Raw genomic sequence first — 15,768 nt, forward strand, 5'->3', positions numbered from 1 at the left:
GATCAAGTTCCGCAGAAGGTCTGCAGCACCCGTTCATGGGCGAGCGGCGGCTCGGCGTAGCGGGCAAATTGCGGTTGATCGTCAAAGGGGTGCGCAAGCACCGTCAACAATTCCTCGAACGGTGCGAAGTCACCTTCGAGCCCGGCATCGATCACCGCCTGAACCCGGTGGTTGCGCGGGATGAAGGCCGGGTTGACCGCGCGCATCGCCGCGGGGCGGGTGGCGGCGTGTTCCGGCTCAAGCGCCAGCCGGGCCCGCCAACGCGCCGCCCAGGCGCGATAGGCGTCACGATCGAGAAACTGCGCGCTGGTGGTATCGAGGTCGGGATCGTCCGCGTCGGCGCACAGCGCCCGGAAGGTCAGGGTGAAGTCGGCCTGATGGGTGGCCATCAGCGCGAGCAGGTCCTGGATCAGCGCCTTGTCCTCGCCCCGTTCGGTGAACAGCCCGAGCTTGCGGCGCAGGCCGGTGTCATAGGCGGCGTTGAAGCGCGCCGAAAACCGCCCCAGCACGGACTGAGCCTCGGCGATCGCCTGATCCTGTTGCGGCGCCAGCAGTGGCACCAGGCATTCCGCGAGCCGCGCCAGATTCCACAGCGCGATCTGCGGCTGGTTGCCGAACGCATAGCGGCCCATCTGGTCAATCGAGGAAAACACCGTGCCGGGGTGGTAGGCGTCCATGAAGGCGCACGGACCGTAATCGATGGTCTCGCCGGCGATCGAGGTGTTGTCGGTGTTCATCACGCCATGGATGAAGCCGACCAGCAGCCAGCGCGGGATCAGCTCGGCTTGCCGGGTCACGACTTCATCTAATAGCGCAAGATATTTGTTTTCCGCATTGGCAATGCTGGGATAATGGCGCTCGATCACATGGTCGGCGAGCGCCTTGACGGCGTCGTGGTCACCGCGCGCCGCGAAATATTGGAAGGTCCCGACCCGGATATGGCTGGACGCCACCCGGGTCAGCACCGCGCCGGGCAGCAGCGCTTCGCGGATCACGGTGTCGCCGGTCAGCACCGCGGCCAGCGCCCTGGTGGTCGGGATGCCGAGCGCGGCCATCGCCTCGCTGACAATATACTCGCGCAGCACCGGGCCGAGCGCGGCGCGGCCGTCGCCGCTTCTGGAAAAGGGCGTGCGGCCCGAGCCCTTGAGCTGGATGTCGCGACGTTGGCCATGACGATCGATCAATTCGCCAAGCAGGATGGCGCGGCCGTCGCCGAGCTGCGGCACGAACTGGCCGAACTGGTGGCCGGCATAGGCCATCGCGATTGGCTCGGCGCCGTCCGGCAGCTTTTGGCCAGAAAAGATCAGCGCGCCTTCGGGGCCGTCGAGCCGGTCCGGGTCGAGCTGCAGCTCGGCGGCCAGCGTCCGGTTCAGTTTGATCAGCCGCGGTGCGGGCACCACGGCGGGGGTCACCCTGGCGAAAAACGCCGCGGGCAGGGTGGCATAGCTGTTGTCGAACCGGAAATGCGCGCTCATTGATCAGGAGATGGGGGCCGCAAGCGGCAATGGCAACCGTGCCGGCCGCCGGCGCCGCGCCGGGAAGCGAATAGTGGCTGCATTGCGTGCATGCGGTTGCCGCCCCGGTTTTGCTCGGGTAAACCCTGTCGCTCTCACAGAACTCCCTGTTCCTTCACCGACGGCTTTCCGAGACCCATGATGCATCGCTATCGATCCCACACCTGCGGCGCGCTCCGCGAAAGCCATATCGATCAGACCGTTCGTCTGTCCGGCTGGTGCCACCGCATCCGCGACCATGGCGGCGTGCTGTTCATCGACCTGCGCGACCATTACGGCCTGACGCAATGCGTCGCCGACCCCGATTCGCCGGCGTTCAAGGATGCCGAGAAGCTGCGCGCCGAATGGGTGGTGCGGGTTGACGGCCGGGTGCGCCGCCGTCCGGAAGGCACCGACAATGACGATCTGCCGACCGGCAAGATCGAATTGTTCATCACCGAGATCGAGGTGCTGGGCCCGGCCGGCGAATTGCCGCTGCCGGTGTTCGGCGAGCAGGAATATCCCGAGGATATCCGCCTCAAATACCGCTTCCTCGACCTGCGCCGCGAAAAGCTGCACCAGAACATCATGACCCGCGGCGCCATCATCGATTCGATGCGGCGGCGCATGAAGGAGCAGGGCTTCTTCGAATTCCAGACCCCGATTCTGACCGCGTCGTCGCCGGAAGGCGCGCGCGACTTCCTGGTGCCGAGCCGCATCCATCCGGGCAAGTTCTACGCGCTGCCGCAGGCGCCGCAGCAGTACAAGCAGCTCTTGATGATGTCCGGCTTCGATCGCTACTTCCAGATCGCGCCGTGCTTCCGTGACGAAGACCCGCGCGCCGACCGGCTGCCGGGCGAGTTCTACCAGCTCGACGTCGAGATGAGCTTCGTCACCCAGGACGACATCTTTGCGGCCATGGAGCCGGTGATCACCGGGGTGTTCGAGGAGTTCGCCAAGGGCAAGCGCGTCAACACCAACTGGCCGCGCATTCCGTTCGCCGAGGCGATGCAGAAATACGGCTCCGACAAGCCGGATCTGCGCAACCCGATCGAGATGCAGGACGTCTCCGAGCACTTCCGCGGCTCGGGCTTCAAGGTGTTCGCGCGCATGCTCGAAGAGCCGCGCAACCAGGTCTGGGCGATCCCGGGCAAGGGCGGCGGCTCCCGCGCGTTCTGCGACCGCATGAATTCCTGGGCGCAGGGCGAAGGCCAGCCGGGCCTTGGCTACATCATGTGGCGCGAGGGCAATGAGGGCGCAGGCCCCCTGGCCAACAATATCGGTCCGGAGCGCACCGAGGCGATCCGCCAGCAGCTCGGCATGAATGCCGGCGACGCGGCGTTCTTCGTGGCTGGTGATCCGGCCAAATTCGTGCGCTTTGCCGGCATGGCGCGCACCCGGGTCGGTGAGGAGCTCAATCTGGTCGACAAGGACCAGTTCGCGCTCGCCTGGGTGGTCGACTTCCCGATGTACGAGTACAACGAGGACGACAAGAAGGTCGATTTCTCGCACAACCCGTTCTCGATGCCGCAGGGCGGCATGGAAGCGCTGGTGACGCAGGACCCGCTGACCATCAAGGCGTTCCAGTACGACATCACCTGTAACGGCTATGAGATCGCCTCGGGCGGCATCCGCAATCATCGCCCCGAAGCGATGGTGAAGGCGTTCGAGATCGCCGGTTATGGCGAGCAGGAAGTGGTCGACCGGTTCGGCGGCATGTACCGCGCCTTCCAGTATGGCGCTCCGCCCCATGGCGGCATGGCGGCCGGCGTCGACCGCATCGTGATGCTGCTGTGTGGCACCAACAATCTGCGCGAGATTTCGCTGTTCCCGATGAATCAGCGCGCCGAAGACCTGCTGATGGGCGCCCCGTCGCAGGTCACTGCGAAGCAGTTGCGTGAGCTGCACATCCGGCTCAATTTGCAGGAAGACTGACGACTCAAAGCGCGCGCTGGATCGACGATCTGACGCCGAAACTGGCGTCTTCCACGGAAGGCGCCTCCAAGCAAAATCGAAAGAGCCGCGGTTCTGAGCGCTCAGAACCGGCCCGCTCGAGCCGGGAGAATGCATGGCGTCATCTAAAACGACTGAAGATCTGCAAGCCGCGGCTCTGTGGTATCACCGCCAGCCGCGGCCAGGAAAACTCGAAATCAGGGCCGTCAAGCCGCTGGCCAACCAGCGCGATCTGGCCCTGGCCTACACCCCCGGCGTCGCCGCCGCCTGCAACGCCATTTCGGCCGATCCCGGCCAAGCAGCCAACTACACCGTCCGCGGCAATCTGGTCGCCGTGGTCACCAACGGCACCGCCGTCCTCGGGCTCGGCAATATCGGGCCGCTCGCCGCCAAGCCGGTGATGGAAGGCAAGGCGGTCCTTTTCAAGAAATTCGCCGACATCGACGTATTCGATATCGAGCTGAACGCCGACACCGTCGAGCGCGTGGTCGAGACCGTGGCCGCGCTGGAGCCGACTTTTGGCGGCATCAATCTTGAGGACATCAAGGGGCCGGAGTGCTTCGAAATCGAAGCGCAGCTCAAAGAGCGTATGAAGATCCCGGTGTTCCATGACGATCAGCATGGCACGGCGATCATCGTCGGCGCGGCGGTCAAGAATGCGCTGCTGCTCAAGGGCAAGAAGCTCAGCGAGGTGAAGATCGTCGCCTCGGGGGCGGGCGCCGCGGCGCTGGCCTGCCTGAACTTGCTGGTGTCGCTCGGCGCCGACCGCAAGAACATCTGGGTCTCTGACCTGGAAGGCGTGGTCTATCAAGGCCGCACCAAGCTGATGGATCGCTGGAAGGCGGTCTATGCCCAGCAAACCGACAAGCGCACGCTCGCCGAAGTGATCGGCGGCGCCGACATCTTCCTCGGCCTGTCCGGTCCGAATGTGCTGTCCGCGGACATGGTCAAGGAGATGGCCGACAAGCCGCTGGTGATGGCGCTCGCCAACCCGACCCCGGAGATTATGCCGGAGGCGGTGCGGCAGGCGCGGCCCGACGCGATGATCTGCACCGGCCGGTCCGATTTCCCGAACCAGGTCAACAACGTCCTGTGCTTTCCTTACATCTTCCGCGGCGCGCTCGATGTCGGCGCCACCGCGATCAATGAGGAGATGAAGATCGCCGCGGTCGAGGCGATCGCCCAGCTGGCGCGCGATCCGCCGGCCGATCCTGCCTCGGCAGGGTTCGATAGCGAAGGCGGCCTGGGCTTTGGTCCGGGGTCGCTGATCCCGAGCCCGTTCGATTCGCGGCTGATCCTGCGCATCGCGCCGGCGGTGGCGCGTGCGGCCATGGACAGCGGTGTCGCCACCCGGCCGATCAGCAATTTCGACGACTACTACGCCCAGCTCGAACGGTTCGCGTTCCGCTCGGGTCTGGTGATGAAGCCGCTGTTCGCCAAGGCCAAGGCCGAGCCGATGCGGGTGATTTATGCCGACGGCGAAGAGGAGCGGGTGCTGCTCGCAGTCCAGGTGATCCTGGAGGAAAAGCTCGCGCAGCCGATTCTGGTCGGCCGTCCGGCAGTGGTCGAGGCGCAGATCAAGAAAACCGGCCTGTCGATCCGGGCCGGCGTCGATTTCGACCTGGTCAACCCGCAGGATGATCCGCGCTACCGCTCCTATGTGCAGTCCTATATCAGCATTGCCGGCCGCGCCGGGGTCACGCCCGCGGCGGCGCGCACCGTGGTGCGCACCAACTCGACGGTGATCGCCGCTTTGGCGGTGGCGCGCGGCGAAGCCGATGCGATGATCTGCGGTCTCGACGGCCGCTTCATGAATCACCTGCGTCATGTCCGTGACGTGATCGGTTCGCGCCCTGGCGTGTCTGACTACGCCGCGCTGGCGCTGATGATCACCAGCAAGGGCGCGATCTTCATCGCCGATACTCAGGTGCGGCCGAATCCGACCGCGGAGGAATTGGCGGAGATCGCGGCGCTGGCGGCGGTGCATGTGCAGCGCTTCAACATCAAGCCCAAGATCGCGTTCCTGTCGCATTCGGATTTCGGCAGCTACACCACCGAGTCCGCGCTGAAGATGCGGCGCGCCACTGCGATCCTGGCGGAGCGCCATCCGGAGATCGAGGCCGACGGCGAGATGCAGGGCGATTCGGCGCTGGTCCAGCGGGCGCGCGAGATGATCCTGCCGCATTCGCGGCTGGAAGGCGGCGCCAACGTGCTGATCATGCCCAATCTCGATACCGCCAACGTCGCCTATCAGATGATCAAGGTGCTGGGCGATGCGTTGCCGGTCGGCCCGATCCTGATCGGCCCGGCACGGCCGGCGCATATTCTGACGCCTTCGGTATCGCCGCGCGGCATCCTCAACATGACCGCGGTCGCGGTCGTGGAAGCACAGGAGCGGGCCGGGCGTCATCAGCCGAACATGTTCGGCTGAGCGCGGAAATACTGTTGCCGGCGCGGTGATTGCCCAAGTGGTAATCGACCGCGCCGTTGCGGCAGGGGATGACGGCTGCAGATCGTTTGAAATGCGCTTGGGGAGCGCTCATACTCCGGGCGCATCGTTTGGCGCATCTGCCGTCTCATGGGGTCGACCATGCTTGCCGTCATCAGTTTTGGACGTTTTCTGTTCGCGGTGCTGTTCATCGTTTCGGGCGCGTTCAAACTGCTCGATCTGACCGCGACCTCCGAGCTGATGGCCAAAATCGCGATCCCCGAGTTCCTGACCAGCTACACCACCGAACTCGAGACGATGGCCGGCATGCCGATGGCCAAAATGCTGGCGATCGCCGCCGGCGCCACCGAACTGCTGTGCGGGGTGATGATCGGCCTCAATGTCGGCGCGCGCTACTTCGCGCTGCTGCTGATCCTGTACATGGTCGGCATGACCTATCTGCAGCATCCGTTCTGGAACCAGACCGGGCCGGAAGGCGCCAACACCCTGCTGCACGCGCTGAAAAACATCTCGCTGATCGGCGCGCTGTTCATCATCGTCGGCATCGGCCGCGGTCCGCAGCCGGCCGCTGCCGCCGCCGCCGAGCCGAGCTTCGCCGAAGAGTAACGATCGGATCATTTGGCGCCGACCGCGGCGGGGGCCACAGCGCCGCCGCCGCGGAACGCGCGCGATACTGCAGTGCAACCGGCTCCGGGCGCCGGGTCCGCGAAAAACCCTTGCCCGGATACCTTGCGCCGCAGGGCTGCGCTGCTAAAGTTTCTCTAAATGAGTTCCACGTCGGTCCTCGCGGACCGCGGAAAGATCGATCGTATGAAACATGAAACGCGGGACCGCGTCGCCTTGACGACGCGGGATCCGCTGCGAGACCTTGCCGCTGACGGCGAGGCGGTGATGCCGCACGGCCATGCGTCGCACACGCATGACGGCGTCTACGCTGCGCTCGACCTCGGCACCAATAATTGCCGGCTGCTGATCGCACGACCTTGCGTCGGCGACGGCTTTCGCGTGGTCGACTCGTTCTCGCGCATCATTCGCCTCGGCGAAGGGGTGAGCAGCAGCGGCCGGATCAGCGAGGCCGCGATCAGCCGGGCGATCTCGGCGCTGTCGGTCTGTAGCGAAAAAATCCAGGCTCGCAACGCCAAGCGGCTGCGGCTGATCGCCACTGAAGCGTGCCGCGCCGCCGCCAACGCCGACCATTTTCTCGATCAGGTCGAAAACGCCACCGGCATCCGGCTGGAAGTGATCGACCGCCGCACCGAAGCCCAGCTGGCGGTGCTCGGCTGTGCGCCGCTGATCGATCCGCAAGGTCGGGGCGCGGTGCTGTTCGACATTGGCGGCGGCTCGAGCGAATTGGTGCGGATCGAGCGCGACGACCGCGGCACGCCGCATATCAGGGGCTGGATGTCGATCCCGCTCGGCGTCGTCACGCTGGCCGAGCATTTCGGCGGCAAGGTGGTGTCGGACCAGACCTATGACGCCATGGTGCGCGAGGTCACCACCCATGTCGCGCCGTTCGCGGCGCAGCATGGCGAGGATCTCGCCGGGCTGCATCTGCTCGGCACCTCCGGCACCGTCACCACGCTGGCCGGCATCTATCTCGATCTGTCGCGCTATGACCGGCGCCGGGTCGATGGCATCTGGCTCAGCGACCTCGAGCTGACCGACACCATCGCCAAGCTGCACGCCATGAGCTACCACGACCGCGCCAGCAACCATTGCATCGGCGTCGAGCGCGCCGACCTGGTGCTGGCCGGCTGTGCGATCCTGGACGCCATCCGCCGCAGTTTCCCGCTGCCGCGGCTGCGGGTCGCCGATCGCGGGCTGCGCGAGGGCATGCTGGTGCAGATGATGCGTGAGGACGGCGCGATCGCGGTGGCGTAGCCTTCGCAGCGCCGGCCGCGCTGTGCTACAGCTCGCCCTGATCTCAAAGGCAAGCAGCGGACATGGCCAAAGACAGCACCGGACGGATGCGCGTCACCGTCAAAAGCGGTGGCAGACTGAAATTGTCGTCGAAGCTCTGGTTGGAACGCCAGCTCAACGACCCCTATGTGGCGCAGGCCAAGCGCGACGGCTATCGCTCGCGTGCCGCGTACAAGCTCCTGGAAATCGACGACAAGCACCGCTTCCTGAAGCCGGGCGGGGTGGTGGTCGATCTCGGCGCGGCGCCGGGCGGCTGGAGCCAGATCGCCGCCAAGCGGGTCGGCGCGGCCGAGGGCAAGGGCAAGGTGGTGGCGATCGACCTGCTGGAAATGCCGGAAATCCCCGGCGTCGAATTCGCCCAGCTCGATTTCCTCAGCCAGGATGCGCCCGACCGGCTGCTTGAGATGATCGGCGGCAAGGTCGATGTGGTGATGTCCGACATGGCGGCCAACACCACCGGCCATCGCAAGACTGATCAGCTGCGCATCGTCGGCCTGGTGGAAGACGCCGCGGCATTCGCCTCTGAAGTGCTGAAGCAGGGCGGCACGTTCCTGGCCAAGGTATTTCAGAGCGGCGCCGATGCCACGCTGATGGCGCAGCTCAAGCGCGACTTCGCCACCGTCAAACACGTCAAGCCGGAAGCCAGCCGCAAAGACTCCTCCGAGCGCTACGTGCTGGCGATCGGTTACCGCGGTGACGGCCGCGCGCCCCGGCTGGAAGACCTGCTGGATACATAGATTCACGGGCTTGTCGCCCAATCGTGTTGTGCAGAATTTTCAAGTGGGAGCTGGTTGCAATCACTTGATTCACAGCAAAATATTAGCTGAGGTAATTAGGTACAAACGGCCGGAATAAACTCCTCATAGGCTTAGTCTATTCGAGAGAGCGAATCGGTGCAGCAATGGATATTCCGACTCCGATGTGCCGGTCGTGTGGCGTAGATCGCGAACTCGTAGAAGTTGAGCACGCGAATGGAAGCTTCGATGTGCCGCATTTTCGATGCCCGACCTGCCGAAGTGTGCTGAGGCTGGCGGTGCGAATCGACGATGAGGCGGGGCATTCAGACAAGTAGCTCGATCACACAAAGGTCGCCGCGTTCGCATGACCAAAGCCTCGCCGTGTTCGAACGGGCCGACTAGCCCGAACCGAATCTAGGCGTTGCAAGAGACCTCGCATCACCGCGGGAAAGCTGACTATTTTCGGCCCATCATCCGGCTCATAGCTCGGACAGCGCAGCGGATTTTGGTGCGCGCGCAGCGCGTCGCATGACGGCGCGCGAAAGCGGCGCGCTTGTCGGTGCGTCAGGTCAGGACGGCGCTGCTGCGAATTAGTTCGCGGGGCGCAGCGCGTTGGTTGCGCCGCCAGTAGCAGGTGGTGCAGTTGCTCGAACGCGATTGGCCTATAGCCGCTGATCGCGGGTGTCCGGCGTGGTTTCGTTGGCGGCCTTTTCCGCCGCCTGTGCCGCGCCCTTGCGGCTGGAAATCTCCATCGCCTTGCGTCCGGAGATCTCGTGGCCGGCGTCGTCCGGCAGTTTCCAGAAGAAATAGGCCGACAGCGCCGACAGCACCGCCACCACCACAAAGGCTGGCGCGAAGGCTTCGACCGACAGCTCGGTCAGTCCGCGCCATTGCATGGTGGTTTCGACGCACAGCGCGCCGACCGCGACCCCGGTCGAGATCGCCAGTTGCTGATTGACGCTGACCAGCGTGGTGGCGCGGCTCATCTTCGCGGTCTCGACTTCGGCATAGGCCACGGTGTTGATCGCGGTGAACTGCAACGAGCGGAAGAAGCCGCCGACCAGCAAGATCAGCATGATCAGCAGCATCGGTGTTGATGGCGTGAACAGCGCGCAGGCGGCCAGAAACAGCGAACTGACCACCGCGTTGATAATCATGATGTTACGAAAACCGAACGTGCGGATGATGCGCGCCGCCAGCGGCTTCATGCTCATTGCGCCCGCGGAGGAGGCGAAGGTGACGAGGCCGGATTGAAACGGCGTCAGCCCGAAGCCGATCTGCATCAAGAGTGGCAGCAGGAACGGCAGCGCGCCGATCCCGATCCGGAACACGAAGCCGCCGATGATGCTGGCGCGCAGCGTCGCCAGTCGCAGCAGCGAGAAATCCAGCACCGGCGATGCGGTCTTGCGGGCGTGCAGCACATAGAGCGTCATCGCGATGCAGCCGGTGCCGATCAGCGCCACCACCACCGGCCAGGGCAGCATGTTCAGTCCGGCGACCGAGAAGCCGAACGCGATGCCGGCGAGCCCGATGCCGGCCAGTATCATGCCATACAGGTCGAACGGCTCGGGCGCGTCGCTGCGGATCGGATCGATGTAGCGCTGCGCCAGCACGATGCCGACCAGGCCAATCGGGATGTTGATCAGAAAGATCCAGTGCCAGGAGAAATAAGTGGTGATGAAGCCGCCAAGCGGCGGCCCGATCACCGGGCCGATCAGCGCCGGCACCGTCATCCACGCCATCGCGCCGACCAGCGCGCTTTTGTCGATCGAGCGCAGCAGCACCAGGCGCCCGACCGGCGTCATCATCGCGCCGCCGAGCCCTTGCAGCACGCGCGCCGCGACAAAGTCGGTGATCGAGTGCGACAGCGCGCAGCCGATCGAGCCGACCATGAACACCGCGATCGCCGCTGAAAACACCGTGCGCGCGCCAAAGCGGTCGGCGGTCCAGCCCGATGCCGGAATGAACACCGCCAGCGACAGCAGATAAGAGGTGATCGCCAGTTTCAGCGTCAGCGGGCTGGTGCCGATGTCGGCGGCGATCGCCGGCAGCGAGGTCGCGATCACCGTCGCGTCCATGTTCTCCATGAACAACGCGGCGGCGACGATCAGCGGGATCAGGCGTTCCTTGGGCAAGGATGTCTCGATTGGCCGGCTGGCAAAGCGGCGCAGGGCGCCTGGGCGAACAAACTGAGCTTGCGCTTTACCATCGCAGCACTATTGCGGATAGCGGCGGCGCTCCTAAATCCTGCGTGACCACAGGAGGTCCGCCATGATCTACATCCTCGCTGCGCTGCTGCCGCCGATTGGCTTGCTGGTGAACGGCCAGCCCTTGTCGGCGGTGTTCAATGTCATCCTGCTGGTGGTCTGTCTGGTGCTGGGGATGTTGTTCCATCCGCTGCTGTTCGTGCCTTCGGTTCACGCACTGATTGCGGTGCGCATGAAGCGCGAGGAGCGCATGCACCAGGAAGTGGTGGAGGCGATCCGCCAGCACGGCCCGCCGCCGGGCTACCGGCGCTGACGGGCGTGCAGCGCAGCCGGGATCGGTCGCTGCGGCCGCTCCGGGGGCAAGCAGCCTGGCGCAGGGCAGCCATTCCTGGTGCCATGGCTCGACTTTGGGCCTAGGCATCGGCAGCCCGCCATGCTATCGACCCGCGCCAACCCCCATCGATGGGCTCGATTCGGCGGCGGTGCTTTCGCATCGCGGCGCCGAAAAACCCATTTCTGGGACAACGCGGCATTTGGGGCCGCTGAACGGAGTTGGCGATGGCGTTTGATCAGGAATCCAGGTTTCGCGAAGCGTACACTTTCGATGACGTGCTGCTGAAACCAGGGTTGTCCGACATCCTGCCGTCGGAAGCCGATATCCGCTCGCGCATCACCCGCAACATTCCGCTCAACATTCCGATCATCGCGTCCGCGATGGACACCGTGACCGAGGCGCGCATGGCGATCGCGATGGCGCAGGCCGGCAGCCTTGGCGTCATCCATCGCAATTTCGAGGGCGACGGTCAGGCCGCGCAGGTGCGCCAGGTCAAGAAATACGAATCCGGCATGGTGGTGAACCCGCTCACCATCGATCCGGATGCCAAGCTGGCCGACGCGCTGGCGTTGATGAACGACCACGGCATTTCCGGCATTCCGGTGGTGACCGGCGCCGGCAAGGGCATCCCCGGCAAGCTGGTCGGCATTCTCACCAATCGCGACGTGCGTTTCGCCACCGACCCGGGCCAGAAGATTTCCGAACTGATGACCCGCGAAAATCTGGTCACCGTGCGCGAGGGCGTCAATCAGTCCGAAGCCAAGAAGCTGCTGCACACCAACCGCATCGAGAAGCTGGTGGTGGTCGATGATCAGTATCGCTGCGTCGGCCTGATCACCGTGAAGGACATCGAGAAGGCGGTGGCGCATCCGCTGGCCTCCAAGGATTCCCAGGGCCGGCTGCGCGTGGCCGCTGCGACCACGGTCGGCGAGGGCGGCTTTGAACGCACCGAACGGCTGATCGATGCCGGCGCCGACGTGATCGTGGTCGACACCGCTCATGGTCATTCGACCCGCGTGCTGGAAGCGGTCAGCCGCATCAAGCGGCTGTCGAACTCGGTGCAGGTGGTGGCCGGCAACATCGCCACCAAGGAAGGCGCGCAGGCGCTGATCGATGCCGGCGCCGACGCCATCAAGGTCGGTATCGGTCCGGGCTCGATCTGCACCACGCGCATCGTCGCCGGCGTCGGCGTGCCGCAGCTCACCGCGATCATGGATGCGGTGGAAGCGGCCAAGAAGTCTGACATTCCGGTGATCGCCGACGGCGGCATCAAATATTCCGGCGACCTCGCCAAGGCGCTCGCCGCCGGTGCCGATATCGCCATGGTCGGTTCGCTGCTGGCCGGCACCGACGAAACCCCCGGCGAAGTGTTCTTGTGGCAGGGCCGTTCCTACAAGGCCTATCGCGGCATGGGCTCGGTCGGCGCGATGGCGCGCGGCTCCGCCGACCGCTACTTCCAGCAGGACATCAAGGACACCTTGAAGCTGGTGCCGGAAGGCATCGAGGGCCAGGTGCCGTATAAGGGCCCGGTCGGCAATGTCGTCCATCAGCTCGCTGGCGGCCTGCGCGCCGCGATGGGCTATGTCGGCGCCAAGACGCTCACCGAGTTCCACGCCAAGGCGCAGTTCGTGCGTATCACCGGCGCGGGCCTGCGTGAGAGCCACGTCCACGACGTCACCATCACCCGCGAGAGCCCGAACTATCCGAGCGCTGTGTAACGCTGTACAGCGCGTGCGAACGATGGTGAGCTGCCGGCGCGGCAGCTCACCCGCCGCAGTTGGCGAGCGCGGCGCGCTCGCTTACAGTTCCCTGATTGAACAACATCAGGGAAGACGACATGTCCAAGGGCAAGCGTATCGTTCTCGCGTCGCGACCAGCCGGCGAGCCTGCACCCGACAATTTCCGCCTCGAAGACTATGACCTCGCCAGCCCCGGCGAGGGGCAGGTGCTGCTGCGCACGATCTGGCTGTCGCTCGATCCCTATATGCGCGGTCGCATGAGCGATGGCCCGTCCTATGCCGCGCCAGTGCCGATCGACGGCGTGATGGAAGGCGGCACGGTTTGCGAGGTGATCGAGTCCCGATCGCCAGGCCTTGCGGCCGGCGACATCGTGCTGGCTCATAGCGGCTGGCAGAGCCACGCGCTGGTCGATGGCCGCGGGCTGCGCAAGATCGATCCTAATCTTGCGCCGATTTCCACCGCGCTTGGCGTGCTCGGCATGCCTGGCATGACCGCCTATACCGGACTGCTCGCGATCGGCAATCCGCAGCCCGGCGAGACCGTGGTGGTGGCGGCGGCGTCCGGCGCGGTCGGTTCGGCGGTCGGGCAGATCGCCAAGATCAAGGGCGCGCGCGCCATCGGCATCGCCGGCGGCAAGGACAAATGCGACTACGTGGTCAAGGAACTCGGCTTCGACGCCTGTCTTGATCACCGCGATGCTGATCTTGCCGCGCAGCTCAAGGACGCCTGCCCCAAGGGCATCGACGTGTACTTTGAAAATGTCGGCGGCAAGGTGTTCGAGGCGGTGTATCCGCGGCTCAACAATTTTGCGCGCATTCCGGTGTGCGGCTTGATCGCCGACTACAACACCATTTTCGGCCCCGATACGCCGACGCCGAAATGGGCCAATTCGATCATGCGCGCGATCCTGGTGAAGCGGCTCACCTTCCGCGGTTTCATCGTCACCGACTTTGCCGCCATGCACGGCGATTTTCTGCGCGATATGGGGCAGTGGGTGCGAGAGGGCCGCGTCAAATATCGCGAGTTCGTCACCGAAGGATTGGCGAGCGCGCCCGAGGCGTTTATCGGGCTACTGCGCGGCGCTAATTTCGGCAAGCAGCTGGTGCGGATCGGGCCCGATCGCAGCTAGCGCGATCACGCGGCGTGTCGGCGTGCGGTTGCAGGCAGTGTGGGATGCCTGCAACCGGCCTCGCTGATCGGCAGGGGGACCGATTTCGCGCTGCGCATTCGGCCGCCGATCTGTTAAAGCGGCATTCGACAAATCTCCCCACCTGCCGAAAGTGATCCATGACGCCCGCAGCCAGGCTTTCCGCCGCCATTGAAGTGATCGAAACGATCGAAACCCAGCGGATTCCCGCCGCCCAGGCGCTCAAGGAATGGGGCACCGCGCATCGTTTCGCGGGCTCCGGTGACCGTGCCGCGATCGCCGGGCTGACCTGGGACGTGCTGCGCCGCCGCGCCTCCAGCGCGTTCCTGATGGATGACGACAGCGCCCGCGCCCGGGTGCTCGGCATGTTGAAGCTGGAGCGTGGCCTTGATGGCGCCGCGGTGGCGGCGCTGTGCGACGGCAGCCGTTTTGCGCCGCAGCCGCTGAGCGAGGCCGAGCGTCAGGCGCTCGACAGCCGCACGCTCAATGACGCGCCGGCCCATGTCGCCGGCGATTATCCGGAATGGCTCGACGGCGAACTCGCCGCGGTGTTCGGCGACGACCGGGTGGCGGAAGCCGCCGCGATGGCCAGCCGCGCGCCGCTCGATCTGCGCGTCAACACGCTGCGCGGCAAGCGCGAGAAGGTGCAGGCGCAGCTTTCCCATCTGCATGCCCAGCCGACGCCGTGGTCGCCGCTTGGGCTGCGCATCGAGCTTGGCGCCGACGCCCGCAATCCCGGCGTGCAGGCCGAAGAAGTGTTCATCAAGGGCGCGATCGAGGTGCAGGACGAGGGCTCGCAGCTCGCCGCGCTGCTGACAGCCGCCAAGCCGGGCGAGCAGGTGATCGACCTTTGCGCCGGTGCCGGCGGCAAGACCTTGGCGCTGGCCGCGATGATGCAGGGCAAGGGCCGGCTGATCGCCTCGGACGCCGACAAGCGCCAGCTGGCGCCGATCCATGAGCGGCTGTCGCGCGCCGGGGTGCACAATGCCGAAATCCGCGCGCCGAAGGGCGAGGCCGATCCGCTGGCCGATATCCGCGGCTCGGCCGATCTGGTGGTGATCGACGCGCCGTGCACCGGCACCGGCACCTGGCGCCGCAACCCGGACGCCAAATGGCGGATGCGGCCGGGCGCGCTGGAAATCCGACTGGCCGCGCAGCAGGCGGTGCTGGAGCGCGCCGCGCCGATGGTCAAGCCCGGCGGCCGGATCGCCTACATCACCTGTTCGGTGCTGGCTTCGGAAAATAACGCGCAGGTGCAAGGGTTTTTGGCCCGGCACCCGGAATTCACGGTGGTTCCGCCGGCCGAGGTGGCCGCAGCGCTGTGGGACAAGGCCGAGGCCTTTTTGGCCGCGGCGCTGGTGTCGCCCGAGGGCCTGATGATGACCCCGCGCCGCACCGGCACCGATGGGTTTTTCGTCAGCGTGTTGAAGAAGACGGGCTAACGCCGCTGGCTGAGGCGAGGGGCGCTCGATCGGTCACTGCCACGGCCCGTGCGGAAACGCCCCCTCACCCGACCGGCTTTGCTGCGCTTCGCCGGTCGACCTCTCCCCACCGCTGCGCACGGCTGTCCGGGGAAAGTCATACATAGCAGAAGCTCATCTGGTCGGGCGAGACACGCGGGCGGGCGGCGGAAGGGTTGACCTTGGGAGGCCGGTCGATCTCGGCGAGCTGTTTTCGCGTGAACAGGGATGCGGCGACCAGACCGGCGAAGCGTATCGCGGGCATGACGAGGCGGCTTTCGCGCGCGGCGATCCGCAGCAGCAGATAGGCGATCATGGCAGCCAGGAT

At 65.5% G+C, this 15,768-nt stretch carries 11 protein-coding genes and 1 pseudogene; 9 read left to right on the plus strand and 3 right to left on the minus strand.

Annotated features, from left to right (window positions below; translation table 11 throughout):
- Window positions 1-2: 2 nt before the first annotated feature.
- A complete protein-coding gene (locus BJ122_RS08110) occupies window positions 3-1,475 on the minus strand; it encodes a protein adenylyltransferase SelO (RefSeq protein ID WP_110780578.1) in 1,473 nt (490 codons plus the stop codon).
- 180 nt (window positions 1,476-1,655) lie between these two features.
- Here BJ122_RS08110 and aspS point away from each other — a divergent pair, with 180 nt between their 5' ends.
- From aspS to BJ122_RS08135, 5 genes are all read left to right on the plus strand, one after another.
- The gene (gene aspS, locus BJ122_RS08115) at window positions 1,656-3,428 is read left to right on the plus strand and encodes an aspartate--tRNA ligase (RefSeq protein ID WP_110780601.1); all 1,773 of its coding nucleotides are present in this window, start codon (window positions 1,656-1,658) and stop codon (window positions 3,426-3,428) included.
- A gap of 133 nt (window positions 3,429-3,561) precedes the next feature.
- Window positions 3,562-5,877 (plus strand): NADP-dependent malic enzyme, encoded by a 2,316-nt coding sequence (locus tag BJ122_RS08120; RefSeq protein ID WP_110780579.1) that lies wholly within the window; start codon window positions 3,562-3,564, stop codon window positions 5,875-5,877.
- A 159-nt stretch (window positions 5,878-6,036) separates the two neighbouring features.
- Window positions 6,037-6,501, plus strand: coding sequence for a DoxX family protein (locus BJ122_RS08125; RefSeq protein WP_110780602.1), 465 nt, complete (start codon window positions 6,037-6,039; stop codon window positions 6,499-6,501).
- 285 nt (window positions 6,502-6,786) lie between these two features.
- On the plus strand, window positions 6,787-7,776 hold the full coding sequence (locus BJ122_RS08130; protein ID WP_245407663.1) for a Ppx/GppA phosphatase family protein: 990 nt from the start codon (window positions 6,787-6,789) through the stop codon (window positions 7,774-7,776).
- A 62-nt stretch (window positions 7,777-7,838) separates the two neighbouring features.
- Window positions 7,839-8,552, plus strand: a complete 714-nt coding sequence (locus BJ122_RS08135; protein WP_110780581.1) for an RlmE family RNA methyltransferase — start codon at window positions 7,839-7,841, stop codon at window positions 8,550-8,552.
- Window positions 8,553-9,214: 662 nt separating this feature from the next.
- On the opposite strand, the gene BJ122_RS08140 is transcribed toward BJ122_RS08135, so the two are convergent.
- Entirely contained in the window at window positions 9,215-10,687 is a 1,473-nt protein-coding gene (locus tag BJ122_RS08140; protein ID WP_110780582.1) for an MFS transporter, read from the minus strand.
- A gap of 136 nt (window positions 10,688-10,823) precedes the next feature.
- Here BJ122_RS08140 and BJ122_RS08145 point away from each other — a divergent pair, with 136 nt between their 5' ends.
- The 4 genes from BJ122_RS08145 (at window position 10,824) to BJ122_RS08160 (ending at window position 15,422) form a co-directional block, all read left to right on the plus strand.
- Complete coding sequence (locus BJ122_RS08145) at window positions 10,824-11,072, plus strand: hypothetical protein (protein WP_027276907.1); 249 nt, start codon at window positions 10,824-10,826, stop codon at window positions 11,070-11,072.
- Window positions 11,073-11,317: 245 nt separating this feature from the next.
- Complete coding sequence (guaB, locus tag BJ122_RS08150) at window positions 11,318-12,811, plus strand: IMP dehydrogenase (RefSeq protein WP_110780583.1); 1,494 nt, start codon at window positions 11,318-11,320, stop codon at window positions 12,809-12,811.
- Between the two features lie 119 nt (window positions 12,812-12,930).
- On the plus strand, window positions 12,931-13,962 hold the full coding sequence (locus BJ122_RS08155; RefSeq protein ID WP_110780584.1) for an NADP-dependent oxidoreductase: 1,032 nt from the start codon (window positions 12,931-12,933) through the stop codon (window positions 13,960-13,962).
- Window positions 13,963-14,120: 158 nt separating this feature from the next.
- Complete coding sequence (locus BJ122_RS08160; protein WP_110780585.1) at window positions 14,121-15,422, plus strand: RsmB/NOP family class I SAM-dependent RNA methyltransferase; 1,302 nt, start codon at window positions 14,121-14,123, stop codon at window positions 15,420-15,422.
- A 136-nt stretch (window positions 15,423-15,558) separates the two neighbouring features.
- Here the strand turns inward: BJ122_RS08160 and BJ122_RS08165 are convergent.
- Window positions 15,559-15,768: pseudogene (locus BJ122_RS08165) on the minus strand (IS4 family transposase); the annotation flags it as partial.

The organism is Rhodopseudomonas faecalis (assembly GCF_003217325.1).
GTDB classification, from domain to species: Bacteria; Pseudomonadota; Alphaproteobacteria; order Rhizobiales; family Xanthobacteraceae; genus Rhodopseudomonas; species Rhodopseudomonas faecalis.